At 69.8% G+C, this 19510-nt stretch carries 13 protein-coding genes; 5 read left to right on the top strand and 8 right to left on the bottom strand.

What is annotated here, in order from left to right; all coding sequences use genetic code 11:
• Positions 1–11: 11 nt before the first annotated feature.
• Entirely contained in the window at positions 12–548 is a 537-nt protein-coding gene (locus ACGFY9_RS20265; protein WP_393755834.1) for a hypothetical protein, read from the bottom strand.
• Positions 549–711: 163 nt separating this feature from the next.
• Between ACGFY9_RS20265 and ACGFY9_RS20260 the strand changes: the two genes are divergently transcribed.
• Positions 712–4425 (top strand): hypothetical protein, encoded by a 3714-nt coding sequence (locus tag ACGFY9_RS20260; protein ID WP_393755833.1) that lies wholly within the window; start codon positions 712–714, stop codon positions 4423–4425.
• Between the two features lie 57 nt (positions 4426–4482).
• Here the strand turns inward: ACGFY9_RS20260 and ACGFY9_RS20255 are convergent, their stop codons facing one another.
• Positions 4483–5616: a hypothetical protein gene (locus ACGFY9_RS20255; RefSeq protein ID WP_393755832.1), complete on the bottom strand. Its 1134-nt coding sequence runs from the start codon at positions 5614–5616 to the stop codon at positions 4483–4485.
• A 369-nt stretch (positions 5617–5985) separates the two neighbouring features.
• Between ACGFY9_RS20255 and ACGFY9_RS20250 the strand changes: the two genes are divergently transcribed.
• Complete coding sequence (locus tag ACGFY9_RS20250) at positions 5986–7275, top strand: citrate synthase (RefSeq protein ID WP_033287238.1); 1290 nt, start codon at positions 5986–5988, stop codon at positions 7273–7275.
• A 905-nt stretch (positions 7276–8180) separates the two neighbouring features.
• On the opposite strand, the gene ACGFY9_RS20245 is transcribed toward ACGFY9_RS20250, so the two are convergent.
• From ACGFY9_RS20245 to ACGFY9_RS20235, 3 genes are all read right to left on the bottom strand, one after another.
• The gene (locus ACGFY9_RS20245; protein ID WP_393755830.1) at positions 8181–10454 is read right to left on the bottom strand and encodes a heavy metal translocating P-type ATPase; all 2274 of its coding nucleotides are present in this window, start codon (positions 10452–10454) and stop codon (positions 8181–8183) included.
• A 110-nt stretch (positions 10455–10564) separates the two neighbouring features.
• Positions 10565–10804, bottom strand: a complete 240-nt coding sequence (locus ACGFY9_RS20240) for a heavy-metal-associated domain-containing protein (RefSeq protein ID WP_384155669.1) — start codon at positions 10802–10804, stop codon at positions 10565–10567.
• Positions 10805–10876: 72 nt separating this feature from the next.
• Positions 10877–11827, bottom strand: coding sequence for a PrsW family intramembrane metalloprotease (locus tag ACGFY9_RS20235; protein WP_393755828.1), 951 nt, complete (start codon positions 11825–11827; stop codon positions 10877–10879).
• 61 nt (positions 11828–11888) lie between these two features.
• Here ACGFY9_RS20235 and ACGFY9_RS20230 point away from each other — a divergent pair, with 61 nt between their 5' ends.
• Complete coding sequence (locus tag ACGFY9_RS20230) at positions 11889–13088, top strand: cation:proton antiporter (RefSeq protein WP_393755826.1); 1200 nt, start codon at positions 11889–11891, stop codon at positions 13086–13088.
• Positions 13089–13107: 19 nt separating this feature from the next.
• Here the strand turns inward: ACGFY9_RS20230 and ACGFY9_RS20225 are convergent, their stop codons facing one another.
• Positions 13108–13743 (bottom strand): TetR family transcriptional regulator, encoded by a 636-nt coding sequence (locus tag ACGFY9_RS20225; protein ID WP_393755824.1) that lies wholly within the window; start codon positions 13741–13743, stop codon positions 13108–13110.
• Positions 13744–13911: 168 nt separating this feature from the next.
• On the opposite strand from ACGFY9_RS20225, the gene ACGFY9_RS20220 reads away from it, so the two are divergent.
• A complete protein-coding gene (locus tag ACGFY9_RS20220) occupies positions 13912–16200 on the top strand; it encodes an MMPL family transporter (protein WP_393755823.1) in 2289 nt (762 codons plus the stop codon).
• Complete coding sequence (locus ACGFY9_RS20215) at positions 16169–17212, top strand: zinc-dependent alcohol dehydrogenase family protein (RefSeq protein WP_393755821.1); 1044 nt, start codon at positions 16169–16171, stop codon at positions 17210–17212. The genes ACGFY9_RS20220 and ACGFY9_RS20215 overlap by 32 nt, the downstream gene beginning before the upstream one ends.
• Positions 17213–17316: 104 nt before the next feature.
• Here the strand turns inward: ACGFY9_RS20215 and ACGFY9_RS20210 are convergent, their stop codons facing one another.
• On the bottom strand, positions 17317–18603 hold the full coding sequence (locus tag ACGFY9_RS20210) for a salicylate synthase (RefSeq protein WP_393755819.1): 1287 nt from the start codon (positions 18601–18603) through the stop codon (positions 17317–17319).
• Positions 18600–19406 carry a class I SAM-dependent methyltransferase gene (locus ACGFY9_RS20205; protein ID WP_393755817.1) on the bottom strand — a complete coding sequence of 269 codons (807 nt, stop codon included), beginning with the start codon at positions 19404–19406 and terminating at the stop codon, positions 18600–18602. Before ACGFY9_RS20205 ends, ACGFY9_RS20210 begins: the two co-directional genes overlap by 4 nt.
• Positions 19407–19510 lie beyond the last annotated feature (104 nt).

Raw genomic sequence — 19510 nt, 5'->3', positions numbered from 1 at the left:
GGGTGGTTGGCTCAGGGGGTCCGTGAGGCGACAAGGGCGGCAAGCCGACGACGAGTGCCCCGGCGTCGCAGCGCGGCGAAAGCGGAGAGTTCACTGCGCATGGCCAACAGACACAGGTCCCATTCCTCATCGCTGTCGTACGGGTAGTACGCCGAGCCGGGGAACTCCTCGTCCCTGCTGATGACGGGAGCCTTCCAGGCATTCGAGCGATAAGGGCCGACCTGCTTCCTCGTGCGCCGTTGCAGGACCTTGTACGACTCGGCGACTACCGGTGAATCCAGGCAGAGCACCGCCTCGTAGTAGCGGCGCCGGGCGGCACTGGCACTCAACGACTCGGAAATACGGGCGCGTGTGGCTGCGTCGGGCCCTTCCCTGCGCCGGATCAGATACGGGGTCTGCTCGTACTCGCGGATTGCCTCCAGCGCGGAGGCGAAGACCTCAGCCCGGCGCTCTCGCCGTTTCTGGTGCTGCGTGATCCAGTACCCGACAAGGGCGATCAGGGCAGCGACAAGTCCGGTCAAAAAAGGGGTCACTTCGGAGATCTTCATGGGCGCCCCATCGCTCTGTGTGAGTGCGATTCCCTCGTGGCCTGTACGAGCCGCATACTGGGCAGACTGCCATTCTGGGGCGAACATCAAACGCGTCGATGGAGATCGTTTGTCAGCCATGGGTGAGAGCCCGATAGCCTGTCGTCCCGCCTGGCCGTTCGACGTGCTCGAGGAATACGGTCTGCCGTGCGACGAGGAAGTCCGCTCCGCGACCGCCGCACGAATAGCCCCCGTCCCGCTGGAGGCGTTGCTGGATCCGGCGACCGCCGCGGACTCGGTCGGAACAGCCTGGAAGGCGGTGCTGGACCACAAGCGGCTGAAGCTGGAACCGGCCGACCTGGCAGTCCTCCTCCTCGTGCACCGTGCTCTCGAGATCCACCCTGATCGAGCGGATGTCTCACTGCGGGCCGCCTTCGCGAAGTTCTCACGGGACAAGACCTGGTTCGAGGTCCATTTCCGGCTCGCCGGAACCCTCTACCGGATGGCCATGGACAAGCTCAACGAAGGTCCCCAGGAGGAGGGGTACGAGGTGGCGCGCCGGATCTTCCGGGCGGTGCTGACCGAGGGCGAGGTGATCGAGGGAGCGCTGCCCCTGGTTCCTTTCCCCGCCGCCAAACTGAAGATATTTCACGGAATTCGTGGCGTCGCGAGCCTGATTCTGGCGCGAAGGGACGCCGACGCACTCAATCGCCTGGAATACGCGGACAACCAGTTGGCGCTGTCACAGAAGTACGACGACACGACAGCCGAGCATTTCCGCTACCACCTCGAAGTGAAGGTGCGCCGCTTCGACCTGCTGCTGAGCCGGGGGCGCACCGGCCCCTCACCTGTGAGATCGGGCGACGAGAACCTGGCGACAGCGCTCGCAGCCGAACTGCTCGGCGAGGCGGAGGACCTGCTCGACCTCGCCGCCGATCTGGAACACCAGGCCAGGGAACTGGCCGTTGCCGAAGGGGATGTGGCCTTCCGGTGGGGTGTCCATCTGCTCGGCACCGCTGACCGGAGCGGCGCCCTCGGCGAGTTCGAGCGCAGCGTCACCGCCTATGAAACGGCCTTGGAACGGCCCGCCACCACCCGGGCCTGCCCCGACCCGGTTCTTGCCCTGCTTCGGGGCCAGGCACGGTTCCGGGTCCATGTGGGCCGGCAGGTGACGGCGACCGAGGACGCGCCTGCCGAGAGCTGCCTGGACGAAGCGATCGACGACCTCGCCACCGGCGCGGGCGTCATCGACTCCGCCTCCTACCCGTACGTGCTGCTGTACCGGGCCCGCAACCGGCTGTGGACCACGGACGTCGACAGAGCGCTCGAGGACGTCGAGGACGCCCTCACCTATCTCCGTGCGGTCGGCTGGCTGACCGGTGACACCTTGACCGCGCCGCAGCCGGTCCGCCCACTGGTCACGAGGATGCTGCGCCTGGCGCGCGTCCACGAGGACGAGGCCGCCCTGCGCCGCGCCTCCGCGGCCGGCGACTGGGACACGGTCGAGCCCCTTCTGGACCGCCTCGCCGCAGTCGAGGACGAACTCGTGCACAGCGGCGCGCTGGCCCACGCGGCCCGTCTGCTGTGTTCCGCGCGGGGGCGCCCCGCAGCCGCCTCCCGGCTGATGGCCGTCAGCGTCGCGCTGGAGCGGCAACTGTCACGACTGCGCAGACCTGCCCGGCTGTCGTTCGTCGCCAGCCATGCCGCGACGCTTGCCGTGCTCTCCTTCGGCGACTCGACCGACCTCGACGAGGTGCAGCGGGTCCACGAGCTCTACCAGACCGCCCTGTCGTACGTCACCGACCCCGGCCCCGAGTTGCAGCACCACGCCGGCGTCGCCGCGTTCACCCTTGCCAAGGCGCTCCAGGGCGGGGACGAGCGGGACCGCGAGCAGGCGGTACAACTGCTGCGGGACGCGCTGGCGTTGTTCGTCCGAACCCTCGGTGACGACACCACCGCCGAACTGGCCGACGCGGAGGAGGCCGTCGGCGAGATGACCGAGGCGGCCACCGCTGGATCGGCTGTCCGGGCCGCGCCGCGGGCCGTGGCGCCCACGCCCGCTCTCGCCCTCGCCGGAGAGGACGTCGGCCTTGACGTGGGTGGCGGCCTGGACGCCGACGACCTCGCCATCGATGATCTCGACGATGGCCTCGACAGCACTCTGGACGGAGACTCCGGGTTCGACCGTGGCCTGGACACCGAGGCCGAAGCGGTGCTCGACTCCCTTGGGGAGTCGTCCCGACCCTTGGGAACTGGTGCCGCCGAAGAGCCGGCTGCCACCGGCGCGCGGCAGATCCACCTCGACTGGCTCGCGCGGGCTCCTGAACTACCTCTCGACCCCCGGCGTGCCGGTCTGGAGAGCCGGATCGGCGAGTGCCACATGCGGCTGCACGGCATCACGGGAACCGATGACCACGCCGACCTGGCGCTCGACCACTTCGCCCGCAGCAGGCGTCGCGGCAACGACAGCCCGAACCTGCTCGGCCTCGTCGGCGACGTGTACTACCGCAAGGGCCGCGACCGCCGGAACGCGACGGACCTCCGCCTGGCCGTCGAGCTCAAGTCGGCCGCACGCGAGCTGGGTTCCCTCAGCCGGGAGAACTGGTCGGTGTCGTGCGCGGCGCATCAGATGCTCTTCACGCTGAGCCGCGCCGAGCAGGACCTCGGCCATGCGATCGCGTGCGCCGACGAGGCGACCCGACTGACCCCCGACTGGCCCTGGCCCCTCTTCCAGCTCGCCGAACTGGCCTCGCTGCCGCAGCCCGACCGCGACCGTGCCGCACGGTGGCTCGACGAGCCGGGCATGTCCGAGACACGTCGGCTGGCCCTCGCCGGAGAACGCGCCGAACTGCTCCGCCGGGCCGCCGAACTCGTCGTCCGCGATGAGGAGTTCACCCGCTTCGGGATGGGCGGCCGGATCACCGACGCCGTCTACGTCCTCGACGATCCGCACCGCCTGCTGAGCAGGGCCGTCGTCATCAAGGAACGCCTCCGCCAGTGGGCCGACACGGAGCGCGAGCTGCTCACCGGCTTCGCAGGCTGGACCTCCGCACAGGACCAGGCGTGGATCAGGGTGCCGGAGGTGATCGCGACCGTACCCCTGCCGCCTACCCGGGTCAGCGGCACACGGGAGGTCGCCCTGGTCCTCCAGCGAGTGTCCGGCCGCCCCGTCAGCGCGCTCGTCGCCGACCGGGTGGCGGTCGGATCCGTGGAGACACACCACGACATGGTGGCCGTTGCTGAACCGGTCCTGCACGCCTTGGCGTCCTTCCACCACTGGCGGGGCCCCGGTCCGGCAGCCGACGGGAGTGAGGTCCAACGGCGTCTGCACCACCGCATGCGCGACGACCTGCACGCGCTCAGCCGTGCGGTCCAGCCGCAGGACCTGGCCGCTCTCTGGGACGGTGTGGCAGGCCTCCCTCTGGTGGGCCAGCGCGACGCCCATGCCGACAACTGGCTGATCCCGGCAGCCCCGGGGCGACCCCGATGGGTCGCCCCGATCGACCTGGAAGGGCTGGCCTGGCTTCCTCTGCTGTTCGAAGTGGCCCAGTTCATCGAGGACTTCGCCCTGCTCCCGGTCGACGAGCGGCACTTCGTCACATGCCGGAACCTCGCGACCCGTTATCTCGACCTGCTTCCGGACACCGTGTGCCCACCGTCCCTGCGCACCGATGCCGATCTGGTGCGGCGTGGCTTCGAGACGTTCGCGCTCGCCAGAGCGGCGTTCGTGCTCAACCACCTCGACGCCCCGCACCGTGCGAGCGCGGGCATGTCCACCGGCGGCCGCCGCCTCAAACGAGCCCGCCGAGTTCACTGCGAGGAGCTCTTCGCCCAGCTGGCCGACAGCGACATCACCGAGGTGGCGACCGTGGCGGCACAGGCCGCACGATCACGGTGAGCCTCGGCCACGGCAGCGGGACGGCAGGGCGGTCGACACAGGCCGGGGCTCCCATGTTTACCCGCCCGGGGGCTGGGGGTGGTGCAGACACAGCCGTAACGGTCCGGTGTCCCGTCCTCCTTCCCGCTTCCTGCGGTACACGAATCCCAACGCGTCCACGCCGAGCGGCTCGATCTCACGGCGGACCGCGGAGCGAAGAACGGCCCGCACGGCGGACTCCTCGTGCAGGGGGCGGAATCCGCAGCCCAGGACCAGTCGCAGGCCGTGAGGAGTATTCCGCCCGACCTCGACGAACTGGGCCGGCAGCTGCCGCAGGCCGAGACGGGCCAGCCGGAACCCGATGCCGTACCCGCGATACTCGGGGACCGTGCCGCAGGCCCCCCATTTCCCGTCGGCTCTGATGTGCGAGCAGCCGACCAGCCGTCCGCCGCTGCGCGCCCAGACCAGGATGCCCGGATGGTCAACCATTCTGCGGACGTGTGTGTCCCGAGGGTGACTCAGCCGCCCGTACGCGGACATCAGAATGTCCGCCGCCTCCGCCGCGACATCGGGCAGGAGCCGCAGCTCCCGCGCCTCGTGGAAACCGACTTCGAGCTGCGGCCCCCGTACTCGCCCGAACTCCGTACCCGACGCGTCCGAGAAGAACGCAGCCGCCCGCTCCCACGCGGCATGCCCGAGAGGGACGGGTTCCTCGACGAGGATCGAGGCAGGCATCACGCGGTGCAATGCTTCGGCGTTGTCACGGGCCCCGGTACGGTCGTCCGCGTCGGTGAGCAGCAGGGTGGGCACCCTCAGTGCCGAGAGCTCGTCGGCGGACGGGGCCGCGAACCTACCCAGCGCTCCCGCCTTCAAGGACGCTGTCACGGGTGCCAAGATGACCATCGCGGCGAGGGGCGGCGGGCGGTTCGGGTGCTGACGCAGCCAGGCGGCCGACGCGCCCAGCAGCACTCGGACGCCCGTGCTGCGTGCGAAGGCATATGTGTCCGCGCGTTCGTCGAACAAAGTTGTCGCCGCCGCGGTGGCGGCCAGGAGGGACCGCGGCTGAGGGCCGAGCACACCCGGATCAGGGCACAGGAACGTCATGCCGTTCGCCTCGCAGGCCTTCTCAAGAACTTCTGCCTCCTCGGAGGCGGACCCCGTCGGATCACCGCGGAGATACATCAGCTTGGGGGCGTGCGTGGGGTTCTTCAACGCCGTTTTCCCTCTCGTCCTGCGCCCCGTCCGGCCTGCGTCCCGGAAGCGGCGGCAGCCGCGCGCGACCGTTGCACGGATAGGCTTTCCGCCTGTCGACGGCCCGACCTCGCGGCACAACATCCCGGCCGACAACCTTCGTTCGTTGGCCGAACACGGTGGGAAAATGATCGATCAAATGAGTCACAAAGGTCACACGGGGCTTTCGGAACCAAGGCCGAACGGGGCAGGATGAGCAGGTTGGCGGCACTGAGTGCCGCCGATAGGCCCAATGGTCGACCCCGAGTGCACTCTCCTGCGCCAAATGGGGGATGGTAGAGACAGTCAGGGCAACCTCGAAAAAGAGGCACAACGTCGGTGAGGGATGACGTGAGCGACAACTCTGTAGTACTGCGGTACGGCGACGGCGAGTACACCTACCCGGTGATCGACAGCACCGTCGGCGACAAGGGCTTCGACATCGGGAAGCTCCGCGCCCAGACCGGTCTGGTGACGCTGGACAGCGGTTACGGGAACACCGCCGCCTATAAATCCGCCATCACCTACCTCGACGGTGAGCAGGGCATCCTCCGGTACCGCGGCTACCCGATCGAGCAGCTGGCCGAGCGCTCCACCTTCGTGGAGGTCGCCTACCTGCTCATCAACGGCGAGCTGCCTACCGTCGACGAGCTCACCGTGTTCAAGAACGACATCACGCAGCACACCCTGCTGCACGAGGACGTCAAGAACTTCTACAAGGGCTTCCCGCGCGACGCCCACCCGATGGCGATGCTGTCGTCGGTCGTCTCGGCGCTGTCCACCTTCTACCAGGACAGCCACAACCCGTTCGACGAGAAGCAGCGCAACCTCTCCACGATCCGGCTGCTCGCCAAGCTCCCGACGATCGCGGCGTACGCATACAAGAAGTCGATCGGCCATCCGTTCGTCTACCCGCGCAACGACCTCGGCTACGTCGAGAACTTCCTGCGGATGACCTTCTCGGTCCCGGCGCAGGAGTACGACCTCGACCCGGTCGTCGTCTCCGCGCTCGACAAGCTGCTGATTCTGCACGCTGACCACGAGCAGAACTGCTCCACGTCCACGGTCCGTCTCGTCGGCTCCTCGCAGGCCAACATGTTCGCCTCGATCTCGGCCGGGATCAACGCGCTGTGGGGCCCGCTGCACGGCGGCGCCAACCAGTCCGTCCTGGAGATGCTGGAAGGCATCCAGGCTAACGGCGGCGATGTCGACTCCTTCATCCGCAAGGTGAAGAACAAGGAGGACGGCGTCCGCCTGATGGGCTTCGGCCACCGGGTGTACAAGTCCTTCGACCCGCGCGCGAAGATCATCAAGGCGGCGGCGCACGACGTCCTGTCGGCCCTCGGCAAGTCCGACGAGCTGCTGGACATCGCGCTCAAGCTCGAAGAGCACGCGCTGTCGGACGACTACTTCGTCTCGCGCAACCTCTACCCGAACGTCGACTTCTACACCGGCTTGATCTACCGGGCGATGGGCTTCCCGACCGAGATGTTCACGGTCCTGTTCGCCCTGGGGCGCCTCCCGGGCTGGATCGCCCAGTGGCACGAGATGATCAAGGAGCCCGGCTCCCGTATCGGCCGCCCGCGCCAGATCTACACGGGTGTTGTCGAGCGCGACTTCGTGCCGGTCGAGGGTCGCTAGACGCTCCGCTGGGCCCGCCGGTTTTTGTCTGCAGGCCCGGTGGGGGCTGGTCGCGCAGTTCCCCGCGCCCCTAAAAGCAGCAGCCCGGCGTCCCTAAGGGAAGGGCGCCGCAGCGCAGCAACAACTCCGGAGCACTGCACCACTGCAATACTCCGGACCATGGCAAGACCGCGCCCCTTCAACTCCCTCGCCCAACGCGGCGAGTGAGCCGAAGGGGCGCGTCGGTGTCGAGAGGTCGAGCGCGCGGAGGCCCGAAGGGTCGAGCACGGTCGGCCTCTCGACACCGACTTTGGCGCCCCGGAGGCGAACCGAGCCTTAAAAAAGAGGGGAGAAGGCGCCCTGCCGACGGTCCCCCCACGGGCCGGCGTACAGGGCGCCTTCCCATGTCCCGGTGCGGATTCCCCCCACGGGATCCGGCCGGGCGTCTTAGAGAACCAGCGCCTGAATCGCTGTACTGCGTACTGCCGAAGCTCGATGAAGCTGAGCTTCGTTGAGTAGAACGAGCAAAACTCCTCGTACTACTGGGTGGAGCCAGTGATGTGTGCGATCTGCCGGGACATCGCACGTCGGGAGGGCCGCTCAAAGCTCCCCGTTGTACGTGCCCCGGCAACGCATCTCTGAGGAAGTCCCCCAAGACATCCTCAGATGCCAGTTCGCGCCCCCCAAGACGCTTGCTGACATCGTCAACTTAGACCTTCGAACCCCTTCGATGGTTACGTTCACATCACTGTGATCTGCGTCTCTTGCATATGTCCGTTAGATGCGCAAGAGCCCCGATGTCGTGGTCGGGACCCCAGCGTAAGGATGATGCGCGAGCCTTGTGAAGAGCTTATGTGAGGCCGTCGTCCGTCTCTAGGGGGACTCTTACTTCGACTTCCCGTAACTCCCGGTAACTTTGCGGAACTTCAGCGAAATGTCCGAAGTCGCAGGCTGTTGGAGACCACGAACACCGACGAGAAGGCCATCGCGGCCCCCGCAATCATGGGATTCAGCATCCCCGCGGCGGCGAGCGGGAGCGCCGCCACGTTGTATCCAAAAGCCCACACGAGATTGCCCTTGATCGTGCTGAGCGTCCGCCGGGACAGCCGGATCGCGTCCGCGGCCACCCGCAGGTCCCCGCGCACCAGCGTCAGATCGCTCGCCTCGATCGCCGCGTCCGTCCCGGTGCCCATCGCGAGCCCGAGATCGGCGGTGGCGAGCGCGGCGGCGTCGTTCACACCGTCGCCGACCATGGCGACGCTCCGCCCCTCGCCCTGCAGCCGTCGTACGACGGCGACCTTGTCCTCGGGCAGCACCTCGGCGATGACATCCCCGGGGGCGATCCCGACGGCGGCGGCCACGGCTTCCGCGACCGCGCGGTTGTCGCCGGTCAGCAGCACCGGAGTGAGCCCGAGCGCGCGCAGCTCCCGTACGGCCTCGGCGCTCGTCTCCTTGATCGCGTCAGCGACCGCGACGATCCCGCGCGCCTCTCCGCCCCAACCGACCACCACGGCCGTACGTCCGCCGCTCTCGGCCTCGGACCTGGCGCGGGCCAACTCCTCCGGGAGATCGTCGTAGAGGCGCCCCACGGCCACGTCACGGCCCTCCACGCGGCCGCGTACGCCGCGCCCGGGCACGTTCTCGAAGTGCTCGGCGGACGGCAGCGGTCCGACCCGCTCCTCCGCGCCCGCCGCGACGGCCCGCGCGACGGGGTGCTCGGAGGCGTGCTCCAGGGCGCCCGCGAGCCGCAGCAACTCCCGCTCGTCGGTGCCTTCGGCGACGTAGACCTCCTGGAGGGTCATGCGGCCGGTGGTGATCGTGCCGGTCTTGTCGAGGACGACCGTGTCGACGCGGCGGGTGGACTCCAGGACCTCGGGGCCCTTGATCAGGATGCCGAGCTGGGCGCCGCGGCCGGTGCCGACCATGAGGGCGGTCGGGGTGGCCAGGCCCAGCGCGCACGGACAGGCGATGATCAGCACGGCGACGGCCGCGGTGAACGCGGCAGCCACGTCGCCGGTGGCTCCGAGCCACACCCCGAACGTGCCGAGCGCGATCAGCAGCACCACCGGCACGAAGATCCCGGCGATCCGGTCCGCGAGCCGCTGCACCTCGGCCTTGCCGTTCTGCGCGTCCTCCACCAGCCGTGCCATGCGGGCGAGTTGGGTGTCCGACCCGACACGGCTCGCCGCTACGACGAGTCGCCCGCCGGCGTTCACGGTCGCGCCGGTGACGGTGTCACCCGGTGCCACGTCCACCGGCACCGACTCGCCGGTCAGCATCGACGCGTCGACCGCCGATGCGCCCTCGACGACGGTGCCGTCGGTCGCGATCTTCTCCCCGGGCCGTACGACGAAACGGTCGCCGACCGCCAACTCGGCCACGGGCAGCCGTACTTCACGGCCGTCCCGCAGTACGGCGACGTCCTTGGCGCCCAGTTGCATGAGCGCGCGCAGGGCCGCGCCCGCACGGCGCTTGGAGCGGGCCTCCAGGTAGCGGCCCAGGAGGATCAACGCGACGACTCCGGCGGCCACTTCGAGGTAGATCGTCGAGGCGCCGTCCGTGCGCGAGACGGTGAGGCGGAACTCGTCGTGCATGCCTGCCATGCCCGCGTCGCCGAAGAACAGCGCCCACAGCGACCAGCCGAACGCGGCGAGCGTGCCGACCGAGACGAGGGTGTCCATGGTGGCGGCGCCGTGCCGTGCGTTGGTGAACGCGGCCTTGTGGAACGGGAGTCCGCCCCAGACGACGACGGGTGCGGCGAGGGTGAGCGCGAGCCACTGCCAGTTGTCGAACTGGAGGGCCGGGATCATCGAGAGCAGCACGACGGGTGCGGCGAGAAGGGCGGAGACGGTCAACCGCTCGCGCAGGGAGGCGAGTTCGGGATCCGGGGCGTCCTCAGGGGCCTCCGGCTCCGGCTCCGGCGGCGCGGGTTCCTCGGCGGTGTACCCGGTCTTCACCACGGTCGCGATGAGGTCGGCGACCTGGATGCCCGCCGGATAGCTGACCTTCGCCTTCTCGGTCGCGTAGTTGACTGTGGCGCTGACGCCGTCCATGCGGTTGAGCTTCTTCTCGACGCGGGCCGCGCAGGAGGCGCAGGTCATCCCGCCGATGAGCAATTCGACCTCGGCGGCGGCCGATTCGGGGGCCGCGCCTATGGGTGTCTCTGCGCTGGTGGGTGTCGCTGTGGTGGTGCTGGTCATGTCCGGACTCCAGACATCGGACCGGACCGTGCGGAGGCAGTATCAGCTGGTCGGCACGGCCCGCTCGGAAAGCAGAATCGTCGTGCGGGTGTTGCTCGGGCTGATGCCGGTCAGACCTGGCCGACGAGCTCGAAGCCCGCCTCGTCGACCGCCGCGCGGACGGTCTCGTCGTCGAGCGGGGCGGCGGAGACGACGGTGACCTCGCCGGTCGACGCGACGGCCTTCACCGAGGTGACGCCGGGCAGCCCGGAGATCTCGCCGGAGACGGAACCCTCGCAGTGTCCGCAGCTCATCCCGCTCACCTTGTAGACGGTGGTGACGGAACCCTGGGTGTCGGTCTGGGCGGTCATGTCGTTCTCCTCGTGGAGGCGTGCGGGGTCGGAGTGGCCCACGGTGGCTCACTCTGTCCCCAGACTATACCCCTAGGGGGTATTTCTCCAAGAGGGGTCGCGCCGGGCCAGCGACCGTACCCAGGCGATGCCGAGCAGGGCGACGAGCACCATCCCGCCCACCGAGAACATCGTGAACAGATGCTCCTGTTGGTCGGTCGGACTCGGGATGTACCCCTGGGCGAACAGCTGCTTGTCCAGGCCGGTACTCGACAGCCGGGCCACCAGCCAGATGGCGATGCCGTGCGTCGAGTCCCACAGGGCGTGCAGCAAGGAGACGCCGAGATACGTGCCGACGACCGGGGCGGTGAACCGGAAGCGCCCGTTCAACTGCCGGTACGTGAGCAGGACGCCACCCGCGATCGCCGTCCACAGGCCGTGCCCGAAGGGCGCGAGGACGCCGCGCAGGATCTCGGTCTCCAGGAGCGCCCGCAGATCGATGCCCTTGGTGGAGACGGCCGCGTTGAACGCGTACCCGGCGCTCTCCAGGGCCGCGAAGCCGAAGCCGACCGTCGCGCCGAGTACCAGCCCGGCGCGCATCCCGTGCAGCCGGGGCTGCCGGCGCAGCACGAACACCAGTGCCCCGAGCTTGACGGCCTCCTCGATGAGGCCGACGCCGACGAACATCCACAAGGAGGGGTGCAGCAGGTAGTACTCCATCACCGAGGCGCCCAGCACCCCGAGCGTGCCACCGGTCAGGAAGCAGCCGAGGATCACGCTGACGCCCAGGTCCCGCCCGTGCCGTTCGTACGCCCACAGGACGAAGGTCACCGGCACCAGGAAGCTGCCGAGCAGGATCAGCGTCGGCAACAGGGTGGTGTTCTTCGTCGTGTACGTGACCAGCGCGGTCAGCACCCACAGCGCCAGCCCGCCGCCCAGACAGTGCTTCCACAGGCCGGTACGGATCTGGGGGTACGTCGGCGGTGGCTGCTGCGGCCCGGGGATACGGGCCCGGGGCGCACCGGGCGGCGGAGAGTAGGTCACGGCAAATCCCCTCGTACTCCTACAGGGCAGATTTACCGGCACTTTATGGTAGATACGCCTCATGTCGCAGTCCGGGACGCTCATCCTGATCATGGCCATCGCCGTACTGGCACCCCTGCTGGCCTACGCGATCGGCCGCCGGCTCCCGGTCCCGCTGGTCATCTTCGAGATCCTGCTGGGCATCCTCGTCGGTCCCGACGTACTCGGCTGGGCGGGCGACGGACAGGTGATCGATACGCTCTCCGACCTCGGTCTGACGATGCTGATCTTCCTCGCCGGGTACGAGATCGAGTTCGACAAGATCCGGGGGGACACGCTCAAACGGTCGGTACGTGCGTGGCTGATCTCTTTGGCCGTGGGCCTGGCCCTGGCCACCCTCCTCTCCGGCTGGTCCAAGGGTGTCTACATCGGTACGGCCCTCACCAGCACCGCCCTCGGCACGGTCCTGCCGGTGCTGCGCGACGCGGGTGACCTGCACTCGCGCTTCGGCTCCGTGATGCTGGCGGTCGGCGCGGTGGGCGAGTTCGGGCCGGTCATCGCGATGGCGCTGCTGCTGAGCGGCCGGGCGCCCGGCCGCTCGACGGCGGTGCTCGCCGTGTTCGCCCTGCTCACGGCCGCGGCTGTGTGGTGGGCGATGCGCCCGCGTCCGCCGTGGTTCTCCCGGGTCATCGCCAAGACCCTGCACAGCAGCGGCCAGTTCGCCGTACGGCTGGTGGTGCTCCTCCTGGCCGTCATGCTGGGCGTCTCCGGGGCCCTCGGCCTCGACACCCTTCTCGGCGCCTTCGCCGCGGGCCTGATCACCCGCCTGGTGCTGCATGGTGCGGCCCCGGAGAGCGCGGGTTCGGTCCTGGAGAAGGTGGAGGCGATGGGCTTTGGCTTCCTGGTGCCTGTGTTCTTCGTGGTCACCGGCATCGAGTTCGACCTGGACGCGCTGCTCTCCGGCGGCCACGCCCTGCTCCTGCTCCCGGTGTTCCTGGCCCTCTTCCTGCTCGTCCGCGGCCTTCCGGTCTACGTCCTGGCCCCGCGCGATCTCGTACGACGGGACCGGCGCGCACTCACGCTCTTCGCCTCGACCGCGCTGCCACTGGTCGTCGCGATCACCACCATCGGGGTCGACGACAAGGTGCTGAAGCCGGCGGACGCGGCCGCGCTGGTGGGGGCGGCGATGGTGTCGGTCCTGGTGTTTCCGCTGGTCGCGCTACGGTTGCGGGGGGAGCGGGTTCCGGGGGAGGGGGCGGCCGCGGGGATGGAGTCGTGGTGAGGATGCGGGGGTTCGCGCCTCAGGCCGTGGTCCGCGCCGCGGTGACCATCGGGGCCAGGTAGCGGATCAGGACGTTCTTCAACTCCTGGACGTAGGCCTCGCGTTCGGTGCCCTCGTGGGAGAGGACCAGTTCGAGGCCGGCCTTGTAGAGGCCGAAGCACATGCGCGCGGTGCGGGCGATGTCGGCGGTGGGGGCGCCGGGGAGGTAGAACGCGATCAGCGCCTCGACCCGGGCGAGCAGGTTCGCGTGCAGCGCGTCGTGCTCCTCGGTGAGCCGCCCGGGGATGTCCGGGCCGTGCATCAGGGCGAAGAACACCGGGTGCAGGCAGTTGAAGGCGATGAAACCGTCGACCGCGGTACCGACGGCCTCCTCCAGCGGGGTCGACGGGTCGACCGGGGCCAGTACCTCGCCGTAGGTGTCCCGCATCTCGTGCACCAGCCGGTCGCCCAGCTCGATCGCGATCGCTTCCTTGTTCGGGAAGAACTGGTAGAGCGTGCCCGGTGAGACGCCGGCCTCGCGGGCGATGGCGTTGGTGCTGGACGCGGTGTAGCCCGTCGTGCAGAAGACGGAGGCGGCGGCCTCCAGCAGCTGGGCGATGCGGCGCTCGCCGCGGGCCTGGCGACGGGGGCCTGTCTTCTCCTGGTCCACGGGCACGAGTTATCCCCAGCTCTCCGAACGACGTTGACAAACACGAGCGGCCGCTCGCATTCTGGTGCTCCGGCGAAACGCGAGCGGTATCTCGTGTTTCCCATTCTATTGCAGGGCCGCCCCATGCCACCGCTCTGCGCGGAGCCGGGTCGAGGTGAAGGGGAGCATCGCACGATGACCGAAGTCAACAGCCCGCCGCGGCTCGGGGGATGGACGCGTTTCGTGACCACCCGCCCCAGGTTGTCGCTGCTTGTGGCCCTGGTGCTCACCGCGCTCGCCGTGGTCGCCGGCAGCGGAGTCGCCGACCGGCTGGGCAGCGGCGGCTGGGAGGACCCGAACGCCCAGTCGACGTACGCGACCAAGGCGCTGGAGCGCGAGTTCCCGGCCTCGCAGCCCAACCTCCTGCTGCTCGTCGACTCCGGCAGCGCCTCGGTGGACGACCCGGCGGTCACCGCCGAGGCCGACCGCCTCACCGCCCGCCTGGCGAGCGAGTCGGGCGTCACCGGCGTCGGCTCCTACTGGCAGACCAAATCCCCGTCCCTGCGTGCGAAGGACGGACACGAGGCGCTGATCGCCGCCCACCTCACGGGCGACGAGAAGGCGACGAACGACACCCTGGACCGCATCGCGCCCACCCTCCGGGGCACGCACGGCCCGGTGCACGTCAGGGTCGGCGGCATCGTCGCGGTCCGCCACGAGATGCAGACGATCATCAAGGAGGACCTGGCCCGCGCGGAGATGATCGCCCTGCCGGTGACCCTGCTCCTGCTGGTGATGGTCTTCGGCTCCGCGATCGCGGCCCTGCTGCCCCTGGGCATCGGCATCGTCGCGATCCTCGGGACCAACGCGGTGCTGCGCGGCCTCACGGAGTTCACCGACGTCTCGGTCTTCGCGATGAACCTCACCACGGCCCTGGGCCTGGGACTGGCCATCGACTACGCCCTGTTCATCGTCCGCCGCTTCCGCGAGGAACTGGCCACCGGCGCCGACCCGTTGACGGCTATCGCCACCACCCTGCGCACGGCCGGCCGCACGGTGCTCTTCTCCGCCCTCACGGTCGCGGTCTCCCTGGCCGCGATGCTGGTCTTCCCGATGTACTTCCTGCGCTCCTTCGCCTACGCGGGCATCGCTGTGGTCCTCCTGGCCGCGGCGGCCGCCCTGATCCTTCTCCCGGCGGCCCTGCTGCTGCTCGGCCAACGGGTCAACTCCCTCGATCTACGGCGCCTGTTCCGCCGGGGCCGCCCGGCGAAGGTCTCCGGCGAGGAGGGCACGGGCTGGGCCCGCACAGCGAGCCTGGTGATGCGCAGGGCCCCCTTCTTCGCCCTCGCCACCGCCGCCGTCCTCGTCCTCCTCGGACTGCCCTTCCTGGGCGTGAAGTTCGGCACCGCGGACGACCGCCAACTGCCCTCGGGCGCCGAGTCGCACGTCGTGCAGCAGCACATCCGCGACGGCTTCCCGGGCAACCCCGGCGGCGGCCTCGAAGTGCTCGCCGAGGGTCGGGCGACCCAGGCGCAGTACACCGCGTACAAGGCCAGGATCGCCCAACTCCCCGAGGTGACACGGGTGGACGGCCCCCTGGTGAAGGGCGACTCGGCGTACTTCACGGTGCTGCCCACGGGCGAGGCGGTCGACACCGCGGCCCAGCACCTGGTCGGCGACCTGCGCGCCACGGACGCCCCCTTCACCACCAAGGTGACCGGCACGGCGGCCGTCCTGGTCGACTCCAAGCACGCGATAGCCACCCGCCTGCCCTGGGCGGCCGCCCTCATCGCCGTCGTCACCCTGCTCCTGGTCTTCCTCCTGACCGGCAGCGTGCTGATCCCGGTCCAGGCGGTCCTGCTCAACGCGCTCAGCCTCACGGCGATGTTCGGCGCGGTCGTCTGGGTCTTCCAGGACGGCCACCTCTCCGGCCTCCTCGGCTTCACCAGCACCGGCTCCATAGAAACCACCCTCCCGGTCCTGATGTTCTGCGTGGCCTTCGGACTCTCCATGGACTACGGCGTGTTCCTGCTCTCCCGCATCAAGGAGGAGTACGACCGCACGGGCGACCACAACGAGGCGGTCCGCCACGGCCTCCAGCGCACAGGCGGCCTGATAACCGCCGCCGCGGTCATCCTCGCGGTGGTGATGATCGCGATCGGCACGTCCCGGGTCACCAACACCAAGATGCTGGGCCTCGGCATCGCCCTCGCGGTACTGATGGACGCGATGATCGTCCGAAGCCTGCTGGTCCCGGCGGTGATGAGACTGACGGGAAGGGCGACGTGGTGGGCGCCGGCCCCGCTGCGAAGGTTCCACGACCGGTTCGGTCTAGGAGAGGCTGAGACTGGGCGCCCCGAAAGGGGCGCGGGGCTGTATCAATCTGCGACTCCGCCGCGGGGCGCGCCCAGCCACGACGTACCCGCAGACCGCAACGACGATGGGAGCCCACATGAGAGCGGTGGTGTTCGAGCAATACAGTGAACCTGCCAACGTACGCGACGTACCCGACCCCCACCCCGCAGACCACGGAGTGACCGTCCGGGTAGAAGCCACCGGCCTCTGCCGAAGCGACTGGCACGGCTGGCAGGGCCACGACCCGGACATCACCCTGCCCCACGTCCCGGGCCACGAACTCGCCGGCGTGGTCGAGACGGTGGGCCCCAGGGTCACCAACTGGCACCCCGGCGACCGAGTCACCGTCCCGTTCGTGTGCGCCTGCGGCACCTGCCCCGCCTGCGCCGCGGGCGACCAGCAGGTGTGCGAGCGGCAGACCCAGCCCGGCTTCACGCACTGGGGTTCCTTCGCCCAGTACGTCGCCCTGGACCACGCCGACGTGAACCTGGTCGCGATGCCGGACGAGATGACCTTCGCGACGGCGGCCTCGCTGGGCTGCCGGTTCGCGACGGCGTTCCGCGCGGTGGTGCAGCGGGGCCGGGTCGCGCCGGGGGAGTGGGTGGTGGTGCACGGCTGCGGGGGAGTCGGCCTGTCGGCGGTAATGATCGCGGCGGCCGCGGGCGCCCGAGTCATCGCGGTCGACATCTCACCCCAAGCACTCGCGCTGGCAAGGAAGTTCGGGGCGGCGGAGTGCGTGGACGGCGCGAGCACCCCGGACACGGCCCGAGCGGTACGTGAACTGACGGGCGGCGGCGGCCACTTGTCGCTGGACGCCCTGGGCTCCCCGGCGACCTGCGCCGCCTCGGTGAACGGCCTGCGCCGCCGGGGCCGCCACATCCAGGTCGGCCTCCTCCCCTCCCCGTCCGGCACGACCCCGGTCCCCATGGCCCGCGCGATCGGCCTGGAACTCGAACTCCTCGGCAGCCACGGCATGGCGGCCCACACCTACCCACCCATGCTGGAACTGGTCCGATCGGGAGTACTCCGCCCCGACCTCCTGGCCACCGCCACCATCACCCTGGACGAGACACCGGCGGCACTGGCCGCGATGGGCACGGCACCGGGAGCGGGGGTGACGGTCATCGAGCCGTGGAGTTGAGGACGGGCTCGGGATACCGGCCGGGCCCGGCGAAGGCGGCCGTAGGCCTCCAACTGGACGCTGTGCCGACCCAGTTGACGGAATCCGGCCCCGAGGGGGGCGGTTCACCCGTCCGGTGCCGGGACCAGGTGGTCGGCGACGCTGCGGAGCTTCTCGCAGGTCTCCTCGTGTTCGCGGGCCGGCTGCGACTGCCGGACGATGCCGGCGCCGGCCTGGAGCCAGCAGCGGTCGCCCTGCCGGAAGACGCTGCGCAGGACGAGCGCGGCGTCGAGTTCGCCGGAGACGTCGTAGGTGAGGACGGCACCCGCGTACAGGCCCCGGGGGCGGCCCTCCAGCGTGCGGATCACGTCGTAGGCGGGTGTCTTCGGGATGCCGGTGGCGGTGACCGCGGGGAACAGGGCGGCGAAGGCCTGCCAGGGGGTGCGGTCGGCGCGGAGGCGGCCGACGACGGTGGAGGCGAGGTGCTGGACGGTGCCGCGTTCCTCGACGTTCATGTACGCGGTGGTGCAGATGTCGTCGCAGACCAGGGCGAGGTCCTCCAGCGCCAGTTTCACGGAGATGGCGTGTTCGTGGACCTCCTTCGGGTCGCTCAGGAGGTCGGCGCGCAACCGGGCGTCCTCGTCCGGTGAGCCCGTGCGGGCCCGGGTCCCGGCCAGCGGCCGGCTCACCACCCGCCGGTCGCCGGTGACTTCGGCGACGGTCTCCGGGCTGAAGCCGGCCGCGCTGATGCCGCCGAGGTTCAACAGGAAGGACCGGGCAGGGGTGTTGGCCCGCCGCCCCACGACATAGGTGGCGGTCAGGTCCAGTGGTACGGGTACCGCGACCCGGCGCGACAGGATCACCTTCGTCAGCGGACCGGGTCCGCGCAGGTCGTGCAGGGCGGAGGTGACGGCGTCGCGGTACCCGCCGGTGTCGTCCAGCGCCACACCGACGCGCCCGACGGGCTCGGGCGGCCCGGATTCGCCAGGCACCTCGGCACCGACCAGCCCTACCAGCGCGTCGAGTTGGCCGGGATCGGTGGCGCGGAGCAGCAGCCGCTCCCCGCGGGCCCGCACCTCCACGGCCGGTACGACCAGGTGCAGCAGGGCCTCCCCGGGGTCCGTGCCGCTCCCGCGCACCCCGGCCAGCGCCGCCCCCAGCTCGAAGGCGGCCCAGCCGTAGACCCGCCACCCGGTCACCGGCACATCGGCGAGCCACTCCTCGACGGCGGAGAGATCCTCCGCGTCCGCCGTGAGGCGGAAGGTCGCGAGGGCGCCGCCGGCGTACGACCACTCCGGGCCGTTCTCGTACACGGTGTACTGGTCGTACGGGCCGCTCCGGGCGAGCCGGGCCATGAGGGCGAGGGGCTCCTCCGTCAACTGCAGGCGGATTTCCCGGTATTCGGTGGTCATCGCGAGGTCTCCTCTCCGGGACGCCGACCGAGCGCGCTGACCAGGGGATAGGAGCTGACGACGAAGCGCGGGTCGTCCAGGAGGGCGAGGAAGGCGGCCACTTCGCCGGCGCCGACCCCCAACTCGGCCAGGCCGTCGGCGACTTGCACGGTGTTGACGCGGTGCAGGCCGATCCCCTCCCCGCCGCCCTGCCACGTCTCCGCGTAGGTGGTCGCCGTGACCTGGTCAAGTCCCGCCCGCAGCATCGCCCCCACCACCTGCCGGCCCCACCGGGGTTCGGCACCGGCCTGTTCCAACAGGGCCAGCAGGGAGGCGTGCAGACGCTCGAAGAGCAGTACCGCGCTGTCGTCGGGTGCGGCCAGCACGGGGATCCAGCCGCAGTCGAAGTCCTCCAGGACGAGCCAGCCCCCCGGTCGCAGGGCACCGGCCAGCAGTTCCAACACCCGTAGCCGTTCGGGCAGATGGAGCAGCACCAGCCGGGCGTGCACCAGGTCGAAACCGTCTCCGGGCAGCGGGTCGTGGGTGATGTCGTGCCGCAGGACCCGCACGTTGGCCGCTCCCGGGCGGGACGCGGCGCGGGCCGGATCGATGTCCGTGACCACCACCTCGCCGTCGGGTCCGACCCGTTCGCCCAGCCAGTTCCCCAACGAGCCGCCACCGCCGCCGACTTCGAGACACCTCCACCCCGGGCTGAGCCCGGTGCGCTCCAGCGCCGCTCTGGACGCGGTGTCGTAGCGGGCCTCAAGTACGGAGAAGCGTCCTGCCGTCTGGACGGCCGTGTTGTCGAACAGATAGCGGGACATGCGCACCTCTTGAGGTCGCAGAAGCAGTGCTCGACAAAATGGTCACATCAGAAAAAGGCCATATACAGGGCGTGTTGGTGGACAGCGGAGTCACTCAGACGTAA

The sequence above is a fragment of the Streptomyces sp. NPDC048504 genome (genome assembly GCF_043200035.1).
Lineage (GTDB): Bacteria > Actinomycetota > Actinomycetes > Streptomycetales > Streptomycetaceae > Streptomyces.
This window is presented reverse-complemented; position numbering and strand designations above follow the sequence as displayed.

Bases quoted from the DNA above. Each gene is read 5' to 3' on its own strand.
- ACGFY9_RS20215 (WP_393755821.1), top strand. From the start codon at position 16,169: ATGAGAGCGGTGGTGTTCGAGCAATACAGTGAACCTGCCAACGTACGC.
- ACGFY9_RS20240 (WP_384155669.1), bottom strand. From the start codon at position 10,804: ATGACCGCCCAGACCGACACCCAGGGTTCCGTCACCACCGTCTACAAG.
- ACGFY9_RS20205 (WP_393755817.1), bottom strand. From the start codon at position 19,406: ATGTCCCGCTATCTGTTCGACAACACGGCCGTCCAGACGGCAGGACGC.
- ACGFY9_RS20230 (WP_393755826.1), top strand. From the start codon at position 11,889: ATGTCGCAGTCCGGGACGCTCATCCTGATCATGGCCATCGCCGTACTG.
- ACGFY9_RS20265 (WP_393755834.1), bottom strand. From the start codon at position 548: ATGAAGATCTCCGAAGTGACCCCTTTTTTGACCGGACTTGTCGCTGCC.
- ACGFY9_RS20220 (WP_393755823.1), top strand. From the start codon at position 13,912: ATGACCGAAGTCAACAGCCCGCCGCGGCTCGGGGGATGGACGCGTTTC.
- ACGFY9_RS20210 (WP_393755819.1), bottom strand. From the start codon at position 18,603: ATGACCACCGAATACCGGGAAATCCGCCTGCAGTTGACGGAGGAGCCC.
- ACGFY9_RS20245 (WP_393755830.1), bottom strand. From the start codon at position 10,454: ATGACCAGCACCACCACAGCGACACCCACCAGCGCAGAGACACCCATA.